At 71.7% G+C, this 19,781-nt stretch carries 23 protein-coding genes; 14 read left to right on the plus strand and 9 right to left on the minus strand.

Features of this window, described 5'->3' with window-relative positions; translation table 11 throughout:
• The first annotated feature begins 48 nt into the window (after window positions 1-48).
• From ASE87_RS00085 to ASE87_RS00105, 5 genes are all read left to right on the plus strand, one after another.
• Window positions 49-879: an ABC transporter substrate-binding protein gene (locus ASE87_RS00085; RefSeq protein WP_043593789.1), complete on the plus strand. Its 831-nt coding sequence runs from the start codon at window positions 49-51 to the stop codon at window positions 877-879.
• Window positions 880-949: 70 nt separating this feature from the next.
• Window positions 950-1,744 (plus strand): amino acid ABC transporter permease, encoded by a 795-nt coding sequence (locus tag ASE87_RS00090; RefSeq protein WP_082452313.1) that lies wholly within the window; start codon window positions 950-952, stop codon window positions 1,742-1,744.
• A complete protein-coding gene (locus ASE87_RS00095; RefSeq protein ID WP_056224884.1) occupies window positions 1,741-2,508 on the plus strand; it encodes an amino acid ABC transporter ATP-binding protein in 768 nt (255 codons plus the stop codon). Before ASE87_RS00090 ends, ASE87_RS00095 begins: the two co-directional genes overlap by 4 nt.
• Window positions 2,509-2,702: 194 nt before the next feature.
• Window positions 2,703-4,478 (plus strand): hypothetical protein, encoded by a 1,776-nt coding sequence (locus tag ASE87_RS00100; RefSeq protein ID WP_056224892.1) that lies wholly within the window; start codon window positions 2,703-2,705, stop codon window positions 4,476-4,478.
• An 83-nt stretch (window positions 4,479-4,561) separates the two neighbouring features.
• Window positions 4,562-5,419 carry a family 16 glycosylhydrolase gene (locus ASE87_RS00105; RefSeq protein WP_235472152.1) on the plus strand — a complete coding sequence of 286 codons (858 nt, stop codon included), beginning with the start codon at window positions 4,562-4,564 and terminating at the stop codon, window positions 5,417-5,419.
• Window positions 5,420-5,793: 374 nt separating this feature from the next.
• Here ASE87_RS00105 and ASE87_RS00110 read toward each other — a convergent pair whose 3' ends face one another.
• Complete coding sequence (locus tag ASE87_RS00110) at window positions 5,794-6,024, minus strand: hypothetical protein (protein ID WP_157489613.1); 231 nt, start codon at window positions 6,022-6,024, stop codon at window positions 5,794-5,796.
• A gap of 5 nt (window positions 6,025-6,029) precedes the next feature.
• The gene (locus ASE87_RS00115; protein ID WP_052505135.1) at window positions 6,030-6,509 is read right to left on the minus strand and encodes a hypothetical protein; all 480 of its coding nucleotides are present in this window, start codon (window positions 6,507-6,509) and stop codon (window positions 6,030-6,032) included.
• 209 nt (window positions 6,510-6,718) lie between these two features.
• On the opposite strand from ASE87_RS00115, the gene ASE87_RS00120 reads away from it, so the two are divergent.
• From ASE87_RS00120 to ASE87_RS00130, 3 genes are read left to right on the plus strand one after another with little or no spacing between them, the layout of a single operon-like run.
• On the plus strand, window positions 6,719-7,255 hold the full coding sequence (locus ASE87_RS00120; protein WP_056224897.1) for a hypothetical protein: 537 nt from the start codon (window positions 6,719-6,721) through the stop codon (window positions 7,253-7,255).
• Window positions 7,256-7,295: 40 nt separating this feature from the next.
• Window positions 7,296-8,102 carry an ABC transporter ATP-binding protein gene (locus ASE87_RS00125; protein WP_082452199.1) on the plus strand — a complete coding sequence of 269 codons (807 nt, stop codon included), beginning with the start codon at window positions 7,296-7,298 and terminating at the stop codon, window positions 8,100-8,102.
• Window positions 8,099-9,496: an ABC transporter permease gene (locus ASE87_RS00130; RefSeq protein ID WP_056224901.1), complete on the plus strand. Its 1,398-nt coding sequence runs from the start codon at window positions 8,099-8,101 to the stop codon at window positions 9,494-9,496. The genes ASE87_RS00125 and ASE87_RS00130 overlap by 4 nt, the downstream gene beginning before the upstream one ends.
• Window positions 9,497-9,516: 20 nt before the next feature.
• Here the strand turns inward: ASE87_RS00130 and ASE87_RS00135 are convergent, their stop codons facing one another.
• Window positions 9,517-10,200: a M15 family metallopeptidase gene (locus ASE87_RS00135; protein ID WP_043593801.1), complete on the minus strand. Its 684-nt coding sequence runs from the start codon at window positions 10,198-10,200 to the stop codon at window positions 9,517-9,519.
• Between the two features lie 86 nt (window positions 10,201-10,286).
• On the opposite strand from ASE87_RS00135, the gene ASE87_RS00140 reads away from it, so the two are divergent.
• Genes ASE87_RS00140 through ASE87_RS00150 form a run of 3 tightly spaced genes read left to right on the plus strand, consistent with a single transcriptional unit; the run spans window position 10,287 to window position 13,560 of the window.
• Entirely contained in the window at window positions 10,287-11,021 is a 735-nt protein-coding gene (locus tag ASE87_RS00140) for a response regulator transcription factor (RefSeq protein ID WP_043593802.1), read from the plus strand.
• Window positions 11,014-12,180: a HAMP domain-containing sensor histidine kinase gene (locus ASE87_RS00145; protein WP_056224904.1), complete on the plus strand. Its 1,167-nt coding sequence runs from the start codon at window positions 11,014-11,016 to the stop codon at window positions 12,178-12,180. The genes ASE87_RS00140 and ASE87_RS00145 overlap by 8 nt, the downstream gene beginning before the upstream one ends.
• A 60-nt stretch (window positions 12,181-12,240) precedes the next feature.
• Window positions 12,241-13,560, plus strand: coding sequence for a PP2C family protein-serine/threonine phosphatase (locus ASE87_RS00150; RefSeq protein ID WP_082452200.1), 1,320 nt, complete (start codon window positions 12,241-12,243; stop codon window positions 13,558-13,560).
• A gap of 37 nt (window positions 13,561-13,597) precedes the next feature.
• Here ASE87_RS00150 and ASE87_RS00155 read toward each other — a convergent pair whose 3' ends face one another.
• Complete coding sequence (locus tag ASE87_RS00155; protein WP_056224912.1) at window positions 13,598-14,155, minus strand: hypothetical protein; 558 nt, start codon at window positions 14,153-14,155, stop codon at window positions 13,598-13,600.
• Window positions 14,156-14,159: 4 nt separating this feature from the next.
• Entirely contained in the window at window positions 14,160-15,491 is a 1,332-nt protein-coding gene (locus ASE87_RS00160) for a hemolysin family protein (RefSeq protein WP_056224918.1), read from the minus strand.
• 200 nt (window positions 15,492-15,691) lie between these two features.
• Between ASE87_RS00160 and ASE87_RS00165 the strand changes: the two genes are divergently transcribed.
• Window positions 15,692-16,105, plus strand: coding sequence for a hypothetical protein (locus tag ASE87_RS00165; protein ID WP_056224922.1), 414 nt, complete (start codon window positions 15,692-15,694; stop codon window positions 16,103-16,105).
• A 57-nt stretch (window positions 16,106-16,162) separates the two neighbouring features.
• Here the strand turns inward: ASE87_RS00165 and ASE87_RS00170 are convergent, their stop codons facing one another.
• From ASE87_RS00170 to ASE87_RS00185, 4 genes are all read right to left on the minus strand, one after another.
• Window positions 16,163-16,711 carry a hypothetical protein gene (locus tag ASE87_RS00170; RefSeq protein WP_056224925.1) on the minus strand — a complete coding sequence of 183 codons (549 nt, stop codon included), beginning with the start codon at window positions 16,709-16,711 and terminating at the stop codon, window positions 16,163-16,165.
• Window positions 16,704-17,039, minus strand: coding sequence for a PadR family transcriptional regulator (locus tag ASE87_RS00175; RefSeq protein ID WP_043593809.1), 336 nt, complete (start codon window positions 17,037-17,039; stop codon window positions 16,704-16,706). The genes ASE87_RS00170 and ASE87_RS00175 overlap by 8 nt, the downstream gene beginning before the upstream one ends.
• 89 nt (window positions 17,040-17,128) lie before the next feature.
• Window positions 17,129-17,350: a hypothetical protein gene (locus ASE87_RS00180; protein WP_056224928.1), complete on the minus strand. Its 222-nt coding sequence runs from the start codon at window positions 17,348-17,350 to the stop codon at window positions 17,129-17,131.
• Window positions 17,351-17,423: 73 nt separating this feature from the next.
• Entirely contained in the window at window positions 17,424-17,969 is a 546-nt protein-coding gene (locus ASE87_RS00185) for a GNAT family N-acetyltransferase (RefSeq protein WP_056224931.1), read from the minus strand.
• Between the two features lie 97 nt (window positions 17,970-18,066).
• Here ASE87_RS00185 and ASE87_RS00190 point away from each other — a divergent pair, with 97 nt between their 5' ends.
• Complete coding sequence (locus ASE87_RS00190) at window positions 18,067-18,630, plus strand: TetR/AcrR family transcriptional regulator (protein WP_056224937.1); 564 nt, start codon at window positions 18,067-18,069, stop codon at window positions 18,628-18,630.
• Window positions 18,631-18,705: 75 nt separating this feature from the next.
• A complete protein-coding gene (locus tag ASE87_RS00195) occupies window positions 18,706-19,758 on the plus strand; it encodes a zinc-binding dehydrogenase (protein ID WP_056224940.1) in 1,053 nt (350 codons plus the stop codon).
• The last annotated feature ends 23 nt before the right edge of the window (window positions 19,759-19,781 follow it).

The raw sequence follows: 19,781 nt of genomic DNA on the forward strand, positions 1-19,781 counted from the left end.
CCGAACCCACCCCGCACTCCCCTCGCACCGCCCTGACAGGAGAGAACCATGACCAGACGAACGACCACCCGCCTCACGGCCGCCCTCGCCGCGGTCGCCGCCCTCGGCCTCGCCCTGACCGCCTGCTCGTCGGGCGGCTCCGAGGCCGGCGCCTCGAACGAGCTGGGCACCGTCTCGGCCGGCACGTTGCGGATCGGCACGACCGGCGACACCAAGCCGTACGCCTACACCGAGGACGGCGAGCTGCAGGGCTTCGACGTCGAGATGGCGAAGGAGGTCGCGAAGCGCCTCGGGCTCGAGACCGAGTTCGTCACGCAGGAGTTCTCGGCCCTGCTGCCCGCCGTCGCCAACGGGCAGCTCGACATGGCGGCCGCGTCCATCAGCGACACCGAGGAACGCGAGAAGACCGTCGACTTCAGCGACCACTACTTCATCGGGTACATCTCGGTGCTGGCCGCCGACGGCTCGGGCATCACCGACGACGAGTCCTCGCTCGACGGCAAGCGCCTCGGCATAGTCCAGGGCACGATCCAGGACAGCTACGCGCAGGAGAACTTCACCGGTGCCGAGCTCGTGCGCTTCCCCGACAACAACAGCGCCGTCGCCGCGCTGGGCTCGGGCACGATCGACGCGCACTTCCTCGACTTCCCCGTGGCCGAGGAGTACGCGGCGGCGTCGAACGGCTCGCAGACCATCGCGATCAACGTCGCCGTGCCCGAGTTCCCGGTGGGCTTCCCGATCGCGAAGGGCAACGACGCGCTGAAGACGGCCGTGGACGGGGCCGTCGCCGACATCGTCGCCGACGGCACCTGGCTCGAGATCGACCAGAAATTCTTCCCGGACCAGCCCGTGCCCGACGAGTTCCAGCCGAGCGAGTGAGCAGGGGGCGACCGTGAACTTCTCCGACGCGCTGGCCAACATCGGCCGCAGCTTCTTCGACGGCGAGGCGATGCTCCGCACGCTGCCCGACATGCTCGCCTACGGGGTGTGGAACACGCTGCTGCTGGCCCTCTGCGCCACGGCGATCGGCATCGTCGTCGGGCTGCTGCTCGCGGTGATGGGCACGAGCCGCCATCGCCTGCCGCGCGTGCTCAGTCGCATCTACACCGACGTGTTCCGCGGGCTCCCCGCCATCCTCACCATCCTGCTGATCGGGACGGGCCTGTCGCCGCTGTTCAACCTGTTCACGCGGGGGAACCCGTACCCGCTGGGCATCCTGGCCCTCAGCCTGATCGCCAGCGCCTACATCGGCGAGATCTTCCGGGCCGGCATCCTCGCGGTCGACCGCGGCCAGCTCGAGGCGTCCCGGGCGCTCGGCATGAGCCACGGCGACTCCATGCGGCTCGTCGTGATCCCGCAGGGCATCCGCCAGGTGCTCCCGTCGCTGGTGAACCAGTTCATCGCGATCGTCAAGGACTCGTCGCTCGTGTACTTCCTCGGCCTGATCACGTCGCAGCGCGAGCTGTTCCGCATCGGGCAGGACGCGGCCATCACCAACGGCAACCTCTCGCCGCTCGTGCTGGCGGGCGTGTTCTACCTGATCATCACGGTGCCGTTGACGCACCTGGTCAACGTCATCGACCGCCGGCTGCGCGAGGGCCGCTCGTTCGGGCGGCGCCCGTCGGGCACGGTGCCACCGGCCTCCCCGCCGACCTCGGCGGGAGCGGTCGCCACGGCCGCCCCCACCGGCTCGGCCACCGCCACCGAACCCCTCGCCCCCGCCACGTCAGGAGCCCCCCGATGACCACCCTCACCGCGCCTCCTGCCGTGCCCTCGGTCCCGACCGCCGGCGACCTCGAGATCCGGGGCCTGACCAAGGACTTCGGCGCCATCCGGGTGCTGCACGGCATCGACCTCGTGGTGCCCGCCGGCACGACGACCTGCATCATCGGCCCCTCGGGGTCGGGCAAGTCGACGGTGTTGCGCTGCATCAACCGCCTCGAGGAGCCCTCGGGCGGCGAGGTGCTGCTCGACGGGACGGACGTGCTGCACGGCTCCGAGGACGCCCTGCGCCGTCGGGTCGGCATGGTGTTCCAGCACTTCAACCTGTTCCCGCACCGGACGGTGCTCGACAACATCGTGCTGCCGGTGCGCCGGGTCCGTCGGGTGTCGGCGGCCGAGGCCCGACGGGTCGCGCTCGAGCGACTCACCGAGGTCGGGCTAGCCGAGAAGGCCGACGTCCGGCCCGCGTCCCTCTCGGGCGGCCAGAAGCAGCGCGTCGCCATCGCGAGGGCCCTGGCGCTCGGACCCGAGGTGATGCTCTTCGACGAGGCCACGTCGGCGCTCGACCCCGAGCTCGTCAAGGGCGTGCTCGCCCTGATGAAGGGTTTGGCCGGCGCGGGCATGACCATGGTCGTGGTCACCCACGAGATGGGCTTCGCCCGCGAGGCCGCCGACCAGGTCGTGTTCATGGACCGCGGCGTCGTCGTCGAGGCCGGGCCGCCGGCCCAGCTCTTCGACCACCCGCGCACCGACCGGCTGAAGACCTTCCTCGACCAGGTGCTCTGAACCGAGGGACCCGAGGACCCGAGGAGGCGCGGTGTCGGCACGACCGGCACCGCGCCTCCTGCAGTCTCCGCACTTTTCCCGTGCCCCCCGTTCGCGTACTGGACAGGAGGGTCTTGTTTCGTCGTCGAGGCGGGCGTACGGTCCGAACGGGTGGCAAAGACGCCACCGGAGACGAGAAGATCATGCACAGACGGATGAGGACTCTGATCGCGGCGGGGGTCGCCGCGAGCGTCGTGGGGGCGGTGGTGCCCGCGCTCGCCGCGCAGTCGGCACCGGCCGTGACCACCAGCGACCGGCCGGACTTCGGCCCGAACGTGACCGTGTACGACCCGAGCGTGCCGGCCTCGACGATCCAGGCCGACATCGACGCGGCCTTCGGCGCGCAGCTGCGCAACCCCACGGCGCAGTTCGGCGACCAGCGCCACGCCTTCCTGTTCGAGCCCGGCACCTACGGCCGGGTCTTCGCGAACCTGGGCTTCTACACGGCGCTGCAGGGCCTCGGCAAGGACCCCGACGACGTCACGATCCAGGGAGCCGTCAACGTCGACTCGGGCTGGAACTACGGCGACGAGAAGAACGCGACCCAGAACTTCTGGCGGTCGGTCGAGAACCTGGCCGTCGAGCCCGAGTCGGGCGTCGACCGCTGGGCCGTGTCGCAGGCGGCCCCCATGCGTCGCGTCCACATCAAGGGCGACCTGACCATGGGGCCGTCGAACCAGGACGGCGGCCAGGGCTACTCGTCCGGCGGCTACATCGCCGACAGCAAGGTCGACGGCACCGTCAGCTCGGGTTCGCAGCAGCAGTGGTACACGCGCGACTCGACCCTCGGCTCGTGGCAGGGCGGCAACTGGAACATGACCTTCTCGGGTGTGCAGGGCGCGCCCGCGAACGACTTCTCGAAGAGCTACACGACCCTCGCCACGACCCCGGTCACGCGCGAGAAGCCGTACCTCTACGTCGACGACGCGGGGGACTACCACGTGTTCGTCCCCGCGCTGCAGCGGGACTCGGCCGGGGTCACCTGGCCGGGCACCCCCGGCACCGACCTGCCGATGCGGGACTTCTTCGTCGCGCACCCGGGCGACTCGGCCGCGACGATCAACGGTGCCCTGGCGCAGGGCCTGAACCTGTTCTTCACGCCGGGCACCTACCCGCTCGACCAGGCGATCGAGGTCACGCGGGCCGACACCGTCGTCACGGGCATCGGCTTCCCGACGCTCGTCCCGACCAGCGGCGACGCGGTGCTGACCACGGCCGACGTCGCCGGGGTGAACGTCTCGGGGCTCGTCGTCGACGCCGGCACGCAGAACAGCGACCAGCTGATGCGACTCGGCACCACGGGCTCGCACGTCGACCACGCGGCGAACCCGCAGAGCGTGCAGGACGTGTACTTCCGCGTCGGCTCGAGCATCCAGGGCAACGCGACCACCACGCTGCAGGTGAACTCGGACGACACGATCGTCGACCACATCTGGGCCTGGCGTGCCGACCACGGCGGCGCTCCCACGGGCTGGACGGTCAACCGCGGTGCGACCGGCGTCGAGGTGAACGGCGACGACGTCCTGGCCACCGGCCTGTTCGTCGAGCACTACCAGCAGTACCAGGTGGTGTGGAACGGCGAGCGCGGCCGCACGGTCTTCTTCCAGAACGAGCTGCCGTACGACGTGCCCGACAACGCCTCGTGGCAGAGCCCGACCGGCGAGGGCTGGGCGGCGTACAAGGTCGCGGACGGCGTGACCAGCCACGAGATCTGGGGTGGCGGCGTGTACTCGTTCTTCAACGCCAACCCGCAGGTGCGCCTGGCGCAGGCCTTCGAGGTGCCCCGGGCGTCGGGCGTGAAGGCCCACGGGGTCTTCACGGTCTCGCTCGGCGACGTCGGCACGATCTCGAGCGTCATCAACGGCGTCGGCGACTCGGTGCCGACGCCCGCGGGCAACACCGTCCCGAGCCGGGTGGTGACCTACCCGTGACCGCACGCCCTGACGACACGAACGGACGCACGGACACGAAACGACGCACGGACACGAAACGACGCACGACGACGAGCGGAGACATGATGAGGATCCACCAGCACCTGACGCGACGCGCACCGACACGTCGCACCCTGACCGGCGTGGGCCTGGCCGCCGCCGCCGCGCTCGCCGCGACCACGGTCGCCGCCGCGCCCGCCCCGGCCTCGGCCGAGACCTCCGCCCAGCAGGCGATCGTCTGGTCCCAGGAGTTCGACGGCGGCGCCGGCAGCGCGCCCGACCCCTCGGTCTGGAACCTCGAGACCGGAGGGGGCGGCTGGGGCAACGGCGAACTGCAGAACTACACGAACTCGCGGTCGAACTCGGCTCTGGACGGCAACGGCAACCTCGTGATCACGGCGAAGCGCGAGGGTGACGGGTCGTACACCTCCGCCCGGCTGACCACGCAGAACAAGTACACGGCGCAGTACGGGCGGGTCGAGGCGCGCATCCAGATCCCGCGCGGCCAGGGCATCTGGCCGGCCTTCTGGATGCTCGGTGCCGACCTGCCCACGAACGCCTGGCCGAGCGCGGGCGAGATCGACGTCATGGAGAACGTCGGCTTCGAACCGCACCGCGTGCACGGCACCGTGCACGGCCCCGGCTACTCGGGCGGCGAGGGCCTGACCAGCACGTGGCAGCACCCTCAGGGCTGGTCGATCGCCGACGACTTCCACACCTTCGCGGTCGACTGGGCCCCCGGCTCGATCACGTGGTCGGTCGACGGGCAGGTCTACCACCAGGTCACGCCGGCCAGCACGGGCGGCGACCCGTGGGTCTTCGACAAGCCGTTCTTCCTCATCCTCAACGTGGCCGTCGGGGGTGCCTGGCCCGGCTACCCCGACGGCAGCACCCAGCTGCCGCAGCAGATGAAGGTCGACTACGTGCGCGTCTACCGGTAGGCGACGACCCGAGGAGGCGCGGTGTGAGCAGGTTTCGCACCGCGCCTCCTCGCGTGCTCGCGAGACCCCGGTAACTCGCCGAGACACCCGTGCGCGCGGAAGGGTCTCGGCGACTTTCTGGGGTCTCGGGCCTGCCTCCCTCACGCGGAGGGGATCGCGGATCAGCCGGCGAGCGCTCGCAGCTGCGCGGTCGGGCACGAGAGAGGGGCACGGCCGCGGAAGAGTCCGCAGCCGTGCCCCAGATGCCGATGTTGTCGCATGAGCTTCACGGGCAGGGATGCAAGCAACACCGGCCAATGAAGACGCAAGAAAACGCCTTCGACCCGTGTGACGCTACGCCTCCGTCGGCGATCGTGTTCCCAGCTCGGCGCGGGTCAGGCCGAGTTCTTGCCGCCGGCCGAGCGGGACATGCCGGCCGCTTCGCCGCGGGGCCCTTCGTGCCGGCGCTCGGACTCGGCCCGGGCGCGGACACCGGCCCCGGGGTCGGTGGCGTCGAGGCGGGCGGCGATCGCCCGGTCACGTCGCCCGCGCCGCACGACGCCGACGGCGGCCACGATTCCGACGGCGACGATCAGGGAGACGACGACGACGGTGCTGACGTCCACGATGCTCACGGTGTCGGCACCCCCGACGACACGACGACGATCATGGCGACGGCGAATCCGAGAACGGTCAATCCGAGGTAGAGCCAGAGAGGCGCGGCACTGCCGCCGGCACGGCGGCGGACGACGACGCTGCGCCCGATCAGGTAGACGAGGGGCCCGAGCAGGGCCCACGCCCAGGGGAACGGCCGCTCGAGTCCGCGGTCGCGCAGCGTGCGGTGGTCGAGCCAGGCGAGCAGCACGATCCCGAGCCAGAGCACGAGCGAGGCGATCTGCACGACGCCCAGGTCGCCGGCGTCGACACCCGTCCGGCCCGGGATCGCCAGTTCGAGAGCGCGTCGCATGGTCACCACCACGAGGCCCATCGTGATGATGGGCGACAGCGCGATCGCGGTGACGAACGGGGTCGCCGTGAGGGCGATCCGTGGTTCGACCGGGGCTGCCCCGGCGCCGGTGTCGCCCTGGCCGAGGCCTCGGTGGTCGGTCACGATGTCCCCCTCGTTCCCGGAGGGGAGTGCTCCCCTCCGTCGTCCGCCCGGACGTCTGCGTGCCGGGCCCGCTCTCGACCCTACGACACCGACCGGTACGACCGCGTCCCGCCGTGGACGGAGCCGCCACCACCGGGGGATAACCCCCGCGCGGGTCCGTGGGTGCACGTGATGTTCCGGTACCGGGCCCCGCGGCGAGGATCGTAGACATGAACGACTCGACCTCCGCGACCCGCGCCTCCTCGTCCACCACCACCCGCCGCCGCGGCGCCCTCGCCGCCGGTCTCGGCCTCGCGGCGCTCGCCGCCGTCACGCTCACCGGCTGCTCGGGCATGGCCGACGCCGCGAAGAGCGCGCTCGGCGCCGAACAGGTGCAGGAGCGCCACTTCGACACCGCGGCCGACGCGCCGAACTCGGCCGACTCGACCGACGTCGCCTGGTTCCTGCCCGAGTGGGTGCCCGCCGACGCCCGCGACGTCGACGTGCGCCTCGACACGCAGGAGCCCGGCTACGAGCTCTCGTTCACCTCCGCGACCGGCCCCGACCTCGCGGGGTGCACGCCCGTCGACGGCGACCTCGGCGGCCCCGCCCTCGAGCCGACGACGCTGCCCGAGCCCCTGCCGACCTCGGGGCTCGTCAGCTGCGGCGACGGCCGCGTCGTCGCCCAGGTCGACGGACGCTGGGCCAGCTGGACGACCGTCGACGCGGTGCCCGGCGACGACGTCAACTCGACGCTGCGCCACTGACCCTCGCCACACCCCCCACGACCCGCACAGGAAGACCACGATGACCCCCTCCCACCAGCCCCAGCCCGTCACATCCCGCGGTCCCGCCGACCCGAGCCGAGGAGGCGCGGGCCCCGTCGCCCGCGTCCGGAACGTCACGAAGTCCTTCGGCCAGGGCGACGGTCGCGTCGACGCGCTGCGCGACGTCTCGCTCGACCTGCCGGCCGGGCAGTTCACCGCCGTCATGGGCCCGAGTGGATCGGGCAAGTCGACCTTGATGCACATCACCGCCGGCCTCGACTCGGCCACCTCGGGGCAGGTGCTGCTCGGCGACACCGACATCACCGGGCTCGACGACACCCAGCTGACCCTGCTGCGCCGCCGTCGCATCGGCTTCGTCTTCCAGGCGTTCAACCTCGTGCCGACCCTCGATGTGTCGGCCAACATCGAGCTGCCGTTCCGACTCGACGGGCGCCGCGCCACCGCCGACGAGCGGGCCTGGATCGACTGGCTCGTCGCCACGCTCGGCCTCGGCGCCCGGCTGACCCACCGCCCCCACCAGCTCTCGGGCGGGCAACAGCAGCGCGTCGCGATCGCCCGCGCCCTCGCCACCCGGCCCGACCTGATCTTCGCCGACGAGCCCACCGGCAACCTCGACTCGAAGGCCGGCCGCGACGTGCTCGACGTGCTGCGCACCGCGTCGACCGACCACGGTCAGAGCATCGCGATGGTGACCCACGACCCGGTCGCGGCGAGCTACGCCGACCGCGTGGTGTTCCTCGCGGACGGCCGCATCGTGCACGAGATCGACCGCAGCACCGCCGCCGAGATCTCGGGCGTCATGCTCGACCTGGAGCGTGTCGCGTGAGCGCCCGGGACCAGCTGCGCGAGCACCGTCCGAGCATCCTCGTGGCCGGTCTCGGCACGACGTTCGGCGTCGGGCTGCTCGGCGTCACCCACGTGCTCGAGCAGATCGTCGCCTCCGACCCCGCGGTCGCCGCGAGCGGCACGGTCTCGACCATGCTCGGCTTCGTCGCCGCGGTCTTCGTGGGCCTCGCGCTCTACGTCGGCGCGATCGTCACGGCCAACACCTTCACCACCGTGGTCGCCGGCCGCACGCCCACCATCGCCCTGATGCGCCTGCTCGGCTCGTCGGCGCGCGACCAGCGTCGCGCCGTCGCCCGTGAGGGGCTCGTGGTCGGCGTCGCCGGCGCCGTGCTGGGGACGCTCGCCGGCCTCGCGCTCGTCGTCGTCGCCGTGCGGGTGCTCGTGGGGCGTGGCGACCTGCCCGACCTCGCGTACTCGTACGTCTCGGTGGGCGGCCTCGTCCCGGCCGTCGCGGTTGTGCTGACCACGGTCGCCGCGGCCTGGGTCGGTTCGCGCCGCGTGCTGCAGGTGACGCCGCTGCAGGCGACCGACGCCGCGCAGGACGCGCCCGTCTCGGCCCGGTCCCGCCGCGTCGTGCGGACCGTGTTCGCCGCCCTGCTCGTCGTCGGCGGTGGTCTGCTGCTCGTCGCCGGGGTCGTGGTCGGACTGGTCGACGCGATGGGCGTGCTGATCGCGTTCTCCGGGGGCGTGCTGTCGTTCACCGGTGTCGTCGTCGGCGCCCACGCGCTCATGCCCGCCGTGCTGAGCGCCGTCGGCCGGACGTTCGGCACGAGTCAGGTGGCCCGCCTCGCCGCCGAGAACGCCCTCCGTCAGCCCGAGCGCAGCACCCGGGCCACGATCGGCATCGTGATCGGCGTGACCCTCGTCACGACCCTGTCGGTCGCGCTCGAGACGCTGCGCTCCTTCATCTACTCGATCGAGCAGGACCCGTCGTACGCCGCCGAGCTCGACCAGGTGTTCACCACGACGTTGCTGATCGTCGCCGCCCTCGTCGGCTTCTCGGCCGTGATCGCCGCCGTCGGCATGGTGAACGACATGTCGCTGAGCGTCCTGCAACGGAGGCGCGAGCTGGGCCTCCTGCGCGCGATCGGCTCGACCGCGGGTCAGGTGCGCCGCATGATCCTGCTCGAGGCGACGCAGATGGCGCTGACGGCGATCGTCGTCGGGGTCGTGCTCGGCGTCGTCTACGGCTGGGCCGGTGCCCAGGCGCTGCTCGGTTCCGCGAACCAGGGTCTGCTCATCGCGCCGACGCTGCCCGTGCCGCTGCTGCTCGGTCTCGCCGTGACGGCGGCCGTGCTGGCCGGGGTCGCCGCCCTCGTCCCGGCCCGCCGGGCCACGTCGGTCACCCCGGTCGAGGCGCTCGCCGCCCGCTGACGCGCGCGCGGCCCGACCGCCTACGGATTCATCCGCGGGTCCTCGGTCGGGTCGCGGAACATGGGCGGGCACCCCTGGTCGGCGGCCTCGGGGCGCAGCTCGTAGTGCCACGACTCGTTCTCGTAGATCTGGCAGAGGCCGTACGCGGCCCCGTTCCCCGAGAGCCACGACGTCGCGTCCCACGAGCCGACGTCGACCGCGTCGCCGTGCACGTGGGCCGACGTCTCGGGGGTCGCCACCCAGCGGGCCGCCTCGGTGCGCGAGCCGTACTGGACCACCGCCTCGTCCAGCAACTGCTCCTGGTAGGCCGCCGACCGCCAGCCGCCGTTCACGACGACCACGACGCCGGCGGCGGTCGCGTCCGTCGTGGCGTGCTGCAGGGCGTCGAGGAGGCGCGGGTCGAGTCCCGAGACGGCCGGCACGTCCTCGTCGAACGGCGAGGTCCCGGGCGGGACGACGCCGCCCGCCTCGCCCGTCGCCTCGTCGCGACCGAGGGCGGCACCGACCGCGGCGGTCCCGAGGAGCCGGCCCGCGCCTCCTGGTCCGTCCACCGTCGCGGCGCGGGAGACCGCGACGGCCACGGCCAGCAGGACGACGAGCGAGAACGCGATCGCGCCGGCGACGACGGCCAGGACGACGGCGGGGCGTCGTCGGTGCCGGGCGGGGACGGGACGTGTGGAGGGCGACGTGTCGAGGTTTCGCATGCCCCCAGTCGACGAGATCCGCCGTTGCCGGCCCGTATGAGTTTCTCGATACGTGGACGATACGGCCCGGCTCGTAGCATCGGGACGTGCGTGTGCTGATCGTCGAGGACGAGCCCCTGTTGGCCGAGGCCATCCGCGACGGACTCCGTCTCGCGGCCATCGCGTCCGACGTCGCGGGCGACGGCGACACCGCACTCGAACTGCTGAGCGTCAACGAGTACGACGTCGCCGTGCTCGACCGGGACGTGCCCGGGCCCTCGGGCGACGAGATCGCCGAGCACCTCGTCGCGACCGGCAGCGGCACGCCGATCCTCATGCTGACGGCCGCCGACCGTCTCGACGACAAGGCCTCGGGCTTCGAGGCGGGCGCGGACGACTACCTCACCAAGCCGTTCGAGCTGCGCGAACTGGTGCTCCGGCTGCGCGCCCTTGACCGACGTCGGGCGCACCACCGGCCGCCGGTCACCGAACTCGCGGGCCTGCGCGTCGACCCGTTCCGCCGCGAGGTGCACCGTGACGGTCGCTACGTGGCGCTCACCCGCAAGCAGTTCGCCGTGCTCGAGGTGCTCGTCGGCGCGGGTGGCGGTGTGGTCAGCGCCGAACAGCTGCTCGAGCGGGCCTGGGACGAGAACGCCGACCCGTTCACGAACGCAGTCCGCATCACGGTCTCGGCGCTGCGCAAACGACTCGGCGAGCCCTGGGTGATCGCGACCGTGCCCGGCGTCGGCTACCGCATCGAGGCCGGCCCGGTCGACATCGCTCCCGTCGGTGTCGCTTCCGTCGGCGTCGACCCCGTCGAGGAGGCGCGGGGTCGTGGGTAGGACGCGTGGCCCCAGCGTCCGCCTGCGTCTGACCCTCAGCTATGCCGCGGTCGTCGTCGTGACCGGCGTGCTGCTGCTCGGCGTGGTGTGGCTGTTCCTGTTGCGCTACGTCCCACAGGAGTCGCTGTCAGGCGTCGCGGCGGGGTTCGTACCGAACCGGGGCGACCTGATGCGGGCGTTCCTGCCGCGGGCCGTGGGTGTACTGGTCGTGCTGCTCGGGGTGGGGCTGCTGGGCGGCTGGCTGCTCGCGGGGCGCCTGCTCGCACCGCTCGACCGGATGACCGGGGCGGCGCGGCGGGCGGCCGAGGGGTCGCTGTCGCACCGCATCGCGCTGCCCGGACGGGACGACGAGTTCCGCGAGCTCGCCGACGCGTTCGACACGATGCTCGAGCGACTCGAGGCCCATGTCTCGGCGCAACGCCGGTTCGCGGCGAACGCCTCGCACGAGTTGCGCACGCCCCTCGCCATCTCGCGGACCCTGCTCGAGGTCGCGCACGACGACCCGGGCGGGGACGCTCGGGTGCTCACGGGTCGACTGCGCGAGGTCAACGACCGGGCGATCGACCTGACCGAGGCGCTGCTGGTGTTGAGCCGGGCCGACCAGCGGTCGTTCGACCGGTCGCCCGTCGACCTGTCGCTGCTCGCGGACGAGGCGGTGGAGCTGCTCGCGCCTCTCGCCGACGACCGGGGAGTGGCCCTCGAGGTCGAGGGCGAGGTGGCGCCGACGGCCGGGTCGCCCGCCCTGCTGCGTCAGGTGGTCACGAACCTCGTGCACAACGGCATCGTCCACAACGTCGCGGTGCCGGGGTCGCGCTCGGGGGAGGCGGAGTCGCCAGGGGTTCCGGAGCCGGCGTCCGAGGTCGGCCCCGGGGTCCGTCGACGGGCGGCGTGGGTCTCGGTCGCCGCGGCCCCGCACGGTGCCGGGGTCGTCCTCATCGTGGAGAACTCGGGGCCGGTCGTGCCCCCGGAGCTCGTGGCGACGCTCATCGAGCCGTTCCAGCGAGGCGATGCCCGCGTGCGGGGCGACCACCAGGGCTCCGGGCTCGGCCTGGCGATCGTCGACGCCATCGTGCGCGCCCATGACGGGACGCTCGACGTGCGGCCCCGGGTCAGCGGCGGCCTCCGGGTCACCGTCGAGCTGCCCACCCTCTCGGGCTGACCCGCGTTCTGGGGTGCCCCGTTCTCCCCAGGCGGGGGGCGGCCGTTCTAACCTTCTTCGATGAGCGTCAATCAGGTGAGCGACGACACGCTGCGCCCCAGCGTCTGGGGGGACTCGGGTCTTCTCGGGCGAGTCATGTCCGCCGGCTCACGACGGCACGTCCCGGTGCTCAAGCAGGGCTTCGTCTTCTTCTTCGTCCTGATGGCCGCTCTCGTGAGCACGGTCATCCCGTGGCTGCCGGTCACCGACGCACCGACGATGTGGGCCGGGGTCTCGGCTGCTCTGTTCGGTGTCGCCTTCGCCGCAGCCGCCTCGTGGCGTCCTCGACTGCTCGCGTGGGAGATCGTCATCCCGGCAGCCGACTTCGTGGCGGTGGGGTTGCTGCGATACGGGACGGGTGACAGCCGGTCCGTCTTCGTGCCGATCATCCTGCTGCCCATCGTCTGGATAGCCGTCTGGGCAGGCCGGTCGAACATCGTGTGGCTGCTCGTCGGATCGGCCGTGACCTTCCTGCTGCCGTTCGTCATCGACCCCGGTGGTCGCGCGCCCAGCGAGTTCATCCGCATCGTGTTCTCGTTGGCCATCTACGCCACCGTCGGACTCGCCATCAACGAGCTCGCACGCCAGGCCAGTCGCAGGGTCGAACTCTCTCGTGCGCAGCAGCACGCCGTCGAACGCGAGATCGACAAGGCCGCCACCATCCAACAGTCACTCCTGCCTCCGAAGACGAGCCTTCTCCCGGACATGTTCGCCGTTCGAGGGACGTGCATCCCGGCGCGGACCGTCGGGGGAGATTTCTACGACTGGTATCCGACTCCGGACGGCATCGCCCTGACCGTGGGGGATGTCATGGGCAAGGGAGTGGGGGCCGGGATGATCGCGGCGGCCGTGCGTTCCGTCATCCGGAGTTCGTCGGACGACCTCGACCCCGCCGTGGCGCTGCGTCGTGCCACGACCGGTCTCGCGAGCGGTGACAGCGATGTGGACATCCAGTTCACGACCTGTTTCCACGCGCGCATCACCCCGTCGGGCGAGGTCCGGTGGGCCGACGGTGGGCACGGCCTGGCGCTCATCCGGCGGGCCACCGGTCTCGTGGAGCGGCTGCGATCGTCGGATCTGCCCGTCGGCCTCGGGGATCACTGGGTCTCCCACACCGACCAGTTGCAGCCAGGAGACACGATCGTCTGCATCAGCGACGGGGTCCTCGACCTCTTCCCGGACGAACTGCTGGCTTTCAGTGCCTTCCAACTCCTGCTCATCTCGACCGGTGACTCGAGTGAGATCGTGCAGAGGGTCGCCGAACTCGTCGGCGACGACGAACAGGCCGACGACGTCACCGTCGTCGTGGCGACCTTCGCCCCCGCCCTCGCACGGGCCTGACGTGCGTCTTTCCCTGACGGCCCTGGCCTGGTGAGGCTCAGGGGTTCTGTGCGCGTTGCGTCCCGCAGCTGAGTGCGGCGGGTGGCACGTCGTCCATGTCCGTCGGCCCCACGTAGGCCGGCTCGAGAGGCGGAAGGTTCGTCACCCCGGTTGCGGCACCCAGTGCGAAGACCGCCCCGTCGAACGCAGGTGAGGTGGGATCGTCAGCTGTGGCGAAGACGACGAAGTAACCGCCCTCGGTGCCTTGGGCGGTCTCGACCAGGCCGGTGAGGGTCCATTTCCCGAGGTCCGGGTCGGGGTGGGCGCTCAGCCAGGGCAGCGCGGACACGACGGTGCCGTTCGCGGAGGCGGTGTCGAGGATCGATTCGTTGACGGTCGTCAGGACGGCCGACGAGGCGTCTCGGCACGACGGGGTGTCGCCGTCGGCGCCTGTCGGCCACTTCTCGGTACCGTCGCTCGCCGGAGCGGCGGACGTCGCGCCCGCTGCTCCAGGTGGCGTCTCGGTCACCGGTGCGGTCGACGCGCAACCGGTCAGCAGAGCCCCGACGGCCGCCAGTGCGACGAGAGTGGTCGACGCTTTCTTCTGAATCCCCATGCCGTCAGGTTAGGGGCCGCGCGGTGTCCGGGGTGCCCGCCTCGTCCGCGGGTGTCTCGTCGACGTCGGGGATGACGAGCAGCTCGGAGATGCGGCGACGGTCCATCTCGGTCACCTGCAGGCGGGCGCCGTCGATCTCGACGACGTCGCCCACGACCGCCAGGCGCCCGAGGGTCTCGATGACGTAGCCGGCGACGGTGTCGGAGGCGCTCTCGGGCAGGTGGATGCCCGTCGCCTCCTCGAAGTCCTGGAAGTTCAGACGGCCGTCCACGATCCCGCCGCCGGCCTCGAGGTCGGCGGCGGCGAACTCCGTGTCGTACTCGTCGAAGATCTCGCCCACCACCTCCTCGACGAGGTCCTCGAGGGTGACGATGCCGTCTGTTCCGCCGTACTCGTCGACGATGACGGCGATGTGGTGGCCGTCCGCCCGCATCGAGGTCAGCGTCGGGAGGACGCGCGCCGTGGCCGGCAGGTACGAGATCGTCCGCACGATGTCGCGGACCGGCGTCGCCGGGTCCCTCGTGATCGCCTCGAACAGGTCGCGCACGTGCACGAAGCCGATGATGTCGTCGATGGACCGGTCGATGACCGGGTAGCGCGAATACGGCTGGTCGTGGACTTCGCGGGCGGCGTCGCTGACGCTCCCGGTGCCGTCGACGGCCGTGACCTCGGGGCGAGGGCGCATGACCTGGCTGAGCTGGCGGTGCCGGAGGGAGAGCACGTCGTCGAGGATCCGGCGTTCGTCCTCGGGGAGGCCCTCGTGGCTGGAGACGATGTCGCGCAGCTCCTCTTCGGTCATCTCCTCGCCCGTCTTGTGCGGATCGCCGCCGAGCAGACGGACCACGAGGTTCGTGCTGATCGACAGGAGCCAGATGACAGGCCGCATGAGGACGGCGAAGACCGCGAGGACGGGGGCGACGGCGTAGGCGAAGGAGGCGTTCCGCTGGATCGCGAGCCGCTTGGGAGCCAGCTCGCCCAGCACGAGCGAGAGGTAGGCGATGAGAAGGGTCAGGACGATGGTCGCGACCGTGGAGGCGGCCTGTTCGCCGAGCCCGAACCCGACGAGCACGGGCGTCACGGACGGCGCGATGGAGGAGGCGCCGTAGGCGGCGGAGGCGAAGCCGGCGACGGTGACGCCGATCTGCACGGCGGCGAGGAACATGTTCGGGTCGCGGGCGAGGCCCGCGACCTTCTCGCCGCGCTTGCCGCGGGCTGCGATCGCGTTGACCTGGCTCTCGCGGAGGGTGACGAGCGCCATCTCGGTGGCGGCGAAGACACCGCCGACCAGGACGAAGACGACGACGAGGACGATGTTGAGGAGCAGGTCGCCGTTCATCGGGCGGGGAGGGCGATCGGCCGGGAGGTGCCCGGGGTCTTCCGGGCGCCCGGACTGTGGCAGTCGGACGAAGGATCTGGGAGGCGCTTCATGGACCGAGATTACCGACCGTGCTCTCCGTTCGCCTGTGACGAGTCCGCCGGCCCTGACGCGGCGTCGTGATGGTGGTTCGTCGAGGGGACCGCTGCTAGCTTCCCTGCATGACCTGGCCCGTCCTCCACATCTCGCGTGCGTTCGACCACGACGTCGCCGCCGTCTCGAGCGTCGCCGGCGACCCGGCGAACCTCCCCTCGTGGGCGGCGGGTCTGAGCGCCGGCATCCGTCAGGAAGAGGGGCGGTGGCTCACGGACTCACCCATGGGGGTCGTCGAGGTCACGTTCACCGGGCCGGTGGAACTGGGCATCCTCGATCACGACGTGATCCTGCCGGACGGAACGGTCGTGAACAACCCTTTCCGCGTCGTGGCCAACGACCAGGGAAGCGAGGCCGTGTTCACCCTCTTCCGCCGGGACGGCATGTCGGAGGCGGACGTCGAAGCCGATGCCCGCCTCGTGCGCGGTGACCTCGAACGGCTGGCGACGCTGCTCGACGAGCGTCTTCCCCGCGGCCGGTAGGGACCGGCCGAGGGGCGCGACGGGCGGAGGTCGTTCCGTGAGGTGCGGGGCTGGGCCTCAGGCGCGCCAGCCCCGGCGCCGCGCTCGGACGGCCAGGACGATGCCGACCACGGGGAACACGAGGTAGCCGACCAGGACGACGAGGTGGGTGCCGCCGAGTCCCGCCGAGGCCATCACCGTCGCGGCCGCGACGGCGAGGAGGGCGACGCCCGCGGAGGCGAGCCAGGCGGCTGCCTTCTCCCGTCGTGTCCAGGCCTGGGCCTGGCTGACGAAGACGAGGCCGGCGAGTGCGCCGACGACCGGCACCAGGAGTGAGCCGGCGATCAGGACGACCGCCGCGACGATCGAGAAGGTGCGGCCGGGAGGAGGCGCGTCCTGGCTGACGAGGGGAACCCCGGTGGCGGTCTCGGCGCGTGCTTCGGCCGCGATGAAGGCCGGGTCGCCGAGTTGCCGGATGCGAGCGGCCGCGGCTTCCGCGTCGAGACCCCGGAGTTCCTCCGTCACGCCGGTGACGATGTCCCGGTGGAGGTCCGCCGGGAGCTGTGCGAGCTCGGCGTCGAGCTGAGCGAGGTAGGCGGTGGTGATCCCGGGCGTGGTGTCAGTCACGGGTGTCTTCTCCGATGAGTCGGTGGACCGAGGCGGTGAACGGGGCCCACTGGAGCCGGAAAGCGCTGAGCTGGGCGCGTCCGAGGGGAGTGAGTCGGTAGTACTTGCGGACGGGGCCCGTCGCGGACGGCTGGTCGAAGGCGGTGGCGAGGCCTTGGGCCCGGAGGCGGCCGAGGACGGGGTACAGCGTGCCGATGCTGGCGGCGAGACCGGCCTCGACGAGCTGTTCGGAGAGCTGCCAGCCGTACATGGGCTCACGGTCGAGCAATCCGAGGATGCAGTACTCGACGACGCCCTTGCGCAGTTGCGCCCCTCCGTCCGCTGTCATGCGTCACAAGCTACCTTGCGGTGCAAGACAGGTCAAGGGTCCGCGAACCGCTCGAGGCTGCCCGGAAACCGGACGACGGAGGCGCGGGATCAGTCCCCGGCGCGACGGTCGTCACGACGGAGGCCGACGATGCCGACGACGATCGCCGCGATGCCGACGGGGATGCCCAGGTAGGCCAACGTCCCCGCGCGACCGCCGTCCGGGATCGGACCGAATCCGCCGGACAGCGCGATCACCGAGAACAGGAACGCGAGGACTCCGAACCCGATGAGGGCCCACCCCTCGGTCGACTTCCCCCGCCTCGTGAACATGCCCGTCTCCGTTCCGTCGCCGTGGACTCCTCGGCACGAGTCTGCCCGTCGGCGGCCCGCCAGGACCGACGCGTCACGCGGGCAGCTCGTCGGCGAGCATCGCGAAGACGAGGGTGTCGGTCCATTCGCCCTTGCTCCAGAAGTCCTGCCGGTGGTGCGCCTCCTGCCGCATGCCGACCCGGGCCGCGAGTCGGGCGGAGGCCGTGTTGCGGCCGTCCATCTGCGCGGTGACGCGATGGACGTCGTCCCGTGCGAACGCGAGCCGCAGCGCGGCCGCCACCGCCTCGCCCGCGAAGCCCTGACCTCCGTGGTCGGGATCGAGCGTCCACCCGACCTCGAGCGTGCGGGGTTCGGGCTCGGTGCGCCACAGCGCCACCGTGCCGATCAACGCCCCCGCCCGCTCGATGACGAGGGCGAGTGCGCCGGCGGGCTCGGCCAGGTCCGTCCGACCCAGACGTCGTTCGAGCTGCGCCCGCCCGGTCTCGATCGTCCAGGGCTCCTCCAGGAGGTACCGGGCGACGTCCGGCCGTGAGTGGATCGCGACGAGTCGCTCCAGATCACCCTCGCGATGCAGGCGGAGGGTCAGCCGGGGGGTCGACGCCAGGGTGTCCGTGTCCATGACGTCGATCCTCGTGCATCGCCCGGCCCCCGGCGAACGGCTGCCGTCCGCACGATCACGGTTGACATCACGTCGATGTGAGTGTTCACTCAGTCACATGACATCAGGCACCGCGACACGTTCGACGGCCGAGGCGCAGCGGGCGCTCATCACCTCCGCCGCCGTGCACGTCTTCGCCCGCAAGGGCCTCCACGCGACCCCGGTCGCCGACGTCGCCGCCGCGGCCGGGGTCTCGCCCGCCTACGTCTTCCGACTCTTCGACGGCAAGGAGGGGTTGTTCGTCGCGGCCGTCCGGCACACCTACGCGCTCGTCGAGGCGACCATGCGCGACGCCGGGGCGGCCTCCGCGTCGACGACGCCGGAGGGTGTCCTCGAGGCGATGACCGAGGCCTACGTCCGGTTGATCGCCGACCGCGACCTGATCCTGATGCAGTCCCACGCGCAGGCGGCGACGGACGTGGCCGCGGTCCGTGCGGCCGTCCACGAAGGACTCGGGGCCGTCGTCGAGGCCGTCGCCGAGGGGTCCGGAGCGGCACCCGACGCCGTGCAGCGGTTCATCGCCTACGGGCAGCTCTGCCACCTCGTCGTCCAGGCGGACCTGGCCCACCTGCCGCACTCCTGGGCCTCGACGCTCACCGCCGGCATCCGCCACCGCGACTGACCCGGGCGGCACGCACGCTCGTCCTTCTGCATGTCCGCAGTTGTGACTGACTGAACACTAACAAGAAGGAACGTCATGAACACGAACACCTCGCTCCCCACCACGACGACACGGATCGTCCTGCCCGGCCTCGTCGAACCCGACGGACTCGTGGTCGACCTCGCCGCCCCCGTCGGGACGCCCGCCGCCGGAGAACTGCTCGTGGCCGTCGAGGCCACGGGGATCTCGTACGCGGAACAGGCGATGCGTCGCGGCCGGTACTTCGCCCAGCCGCCGTTCCCCTTCACCCCCGGATACGACCTGGTCGGCACCGTGCTCGCCGCGGGCACCGGCGCGGACGGCGGACTCGTGGGCCGCCGGGTGGCGACTCTGACGAAGACCGGCGCCTGGACCGGACACGCGATCGTCGCCGCCCGGGACAGCGTCGTGGTCCCCGACGGGCTCGCCGCCGACCTCGCCGAGGCGGTAACCGTCAACGGAGTGACCGCCTGGCAGATGCTGCACCGGGCCGCACGCGTGGAGGCCGGGGACACGATCCTCGTGTTCGGGGCGAACGGAGGCGTGGGCGGGTTGCTCATCCAGATGGCCCAGCACTCCGGCGTCCACGTCATCGCGGCGGCGTCCCCGCGCCACCACGAGTCCCTGCGGGCGCGAGGGGTCGTCCCCGTCGACTACGCCGACCCGGACCTCGCGTCGACCGTGCGCCGGTCGGCTCCCGCCGGGGGCCTGGCAGCGGTCTTCGACAACGTCGGAGGGGAGACGGCGCGGACCTCGTGGTCGCTGCTCGGCCGCGGCGGCACCCTGGTGTCGTACGCGATCATCGCCGCCGTCAGCGGCACCGGCAGCCTCTGGACGCCGTTCGTGCGCCACCTGGGCCGCATCCTGACCTGGAACGCCCTCCCGAACGGCAAGCGCGCCACCTTCTACGACCTCTGGGCAGGCCACGGCACCCGCGGGAAGTCGTACCAGCGACGCCTCGACGAGGACCTCACCCACGTCCTGGAACTCGTCCGAGACGGTGTCCTCACCGCGAACGTCGCCGCGCGCTTACCGCTCACGGACGTCTCGAAGGCGCTCGAACTCGCCGAGTCCCGCACCCTCGACGGCAAGGTCGTCCTCGTTCCCTGACGACGGCCCGACACGGCTGCTGC

This window comes from Frigoribacterium sp. Leaf44, assembly GCF_001421865.1.
Lineage (GTDB): Bacteria > Actinomycetota > Actinomycetes > Actinomycetales > Microbacteriaceae > Frigoribacterium.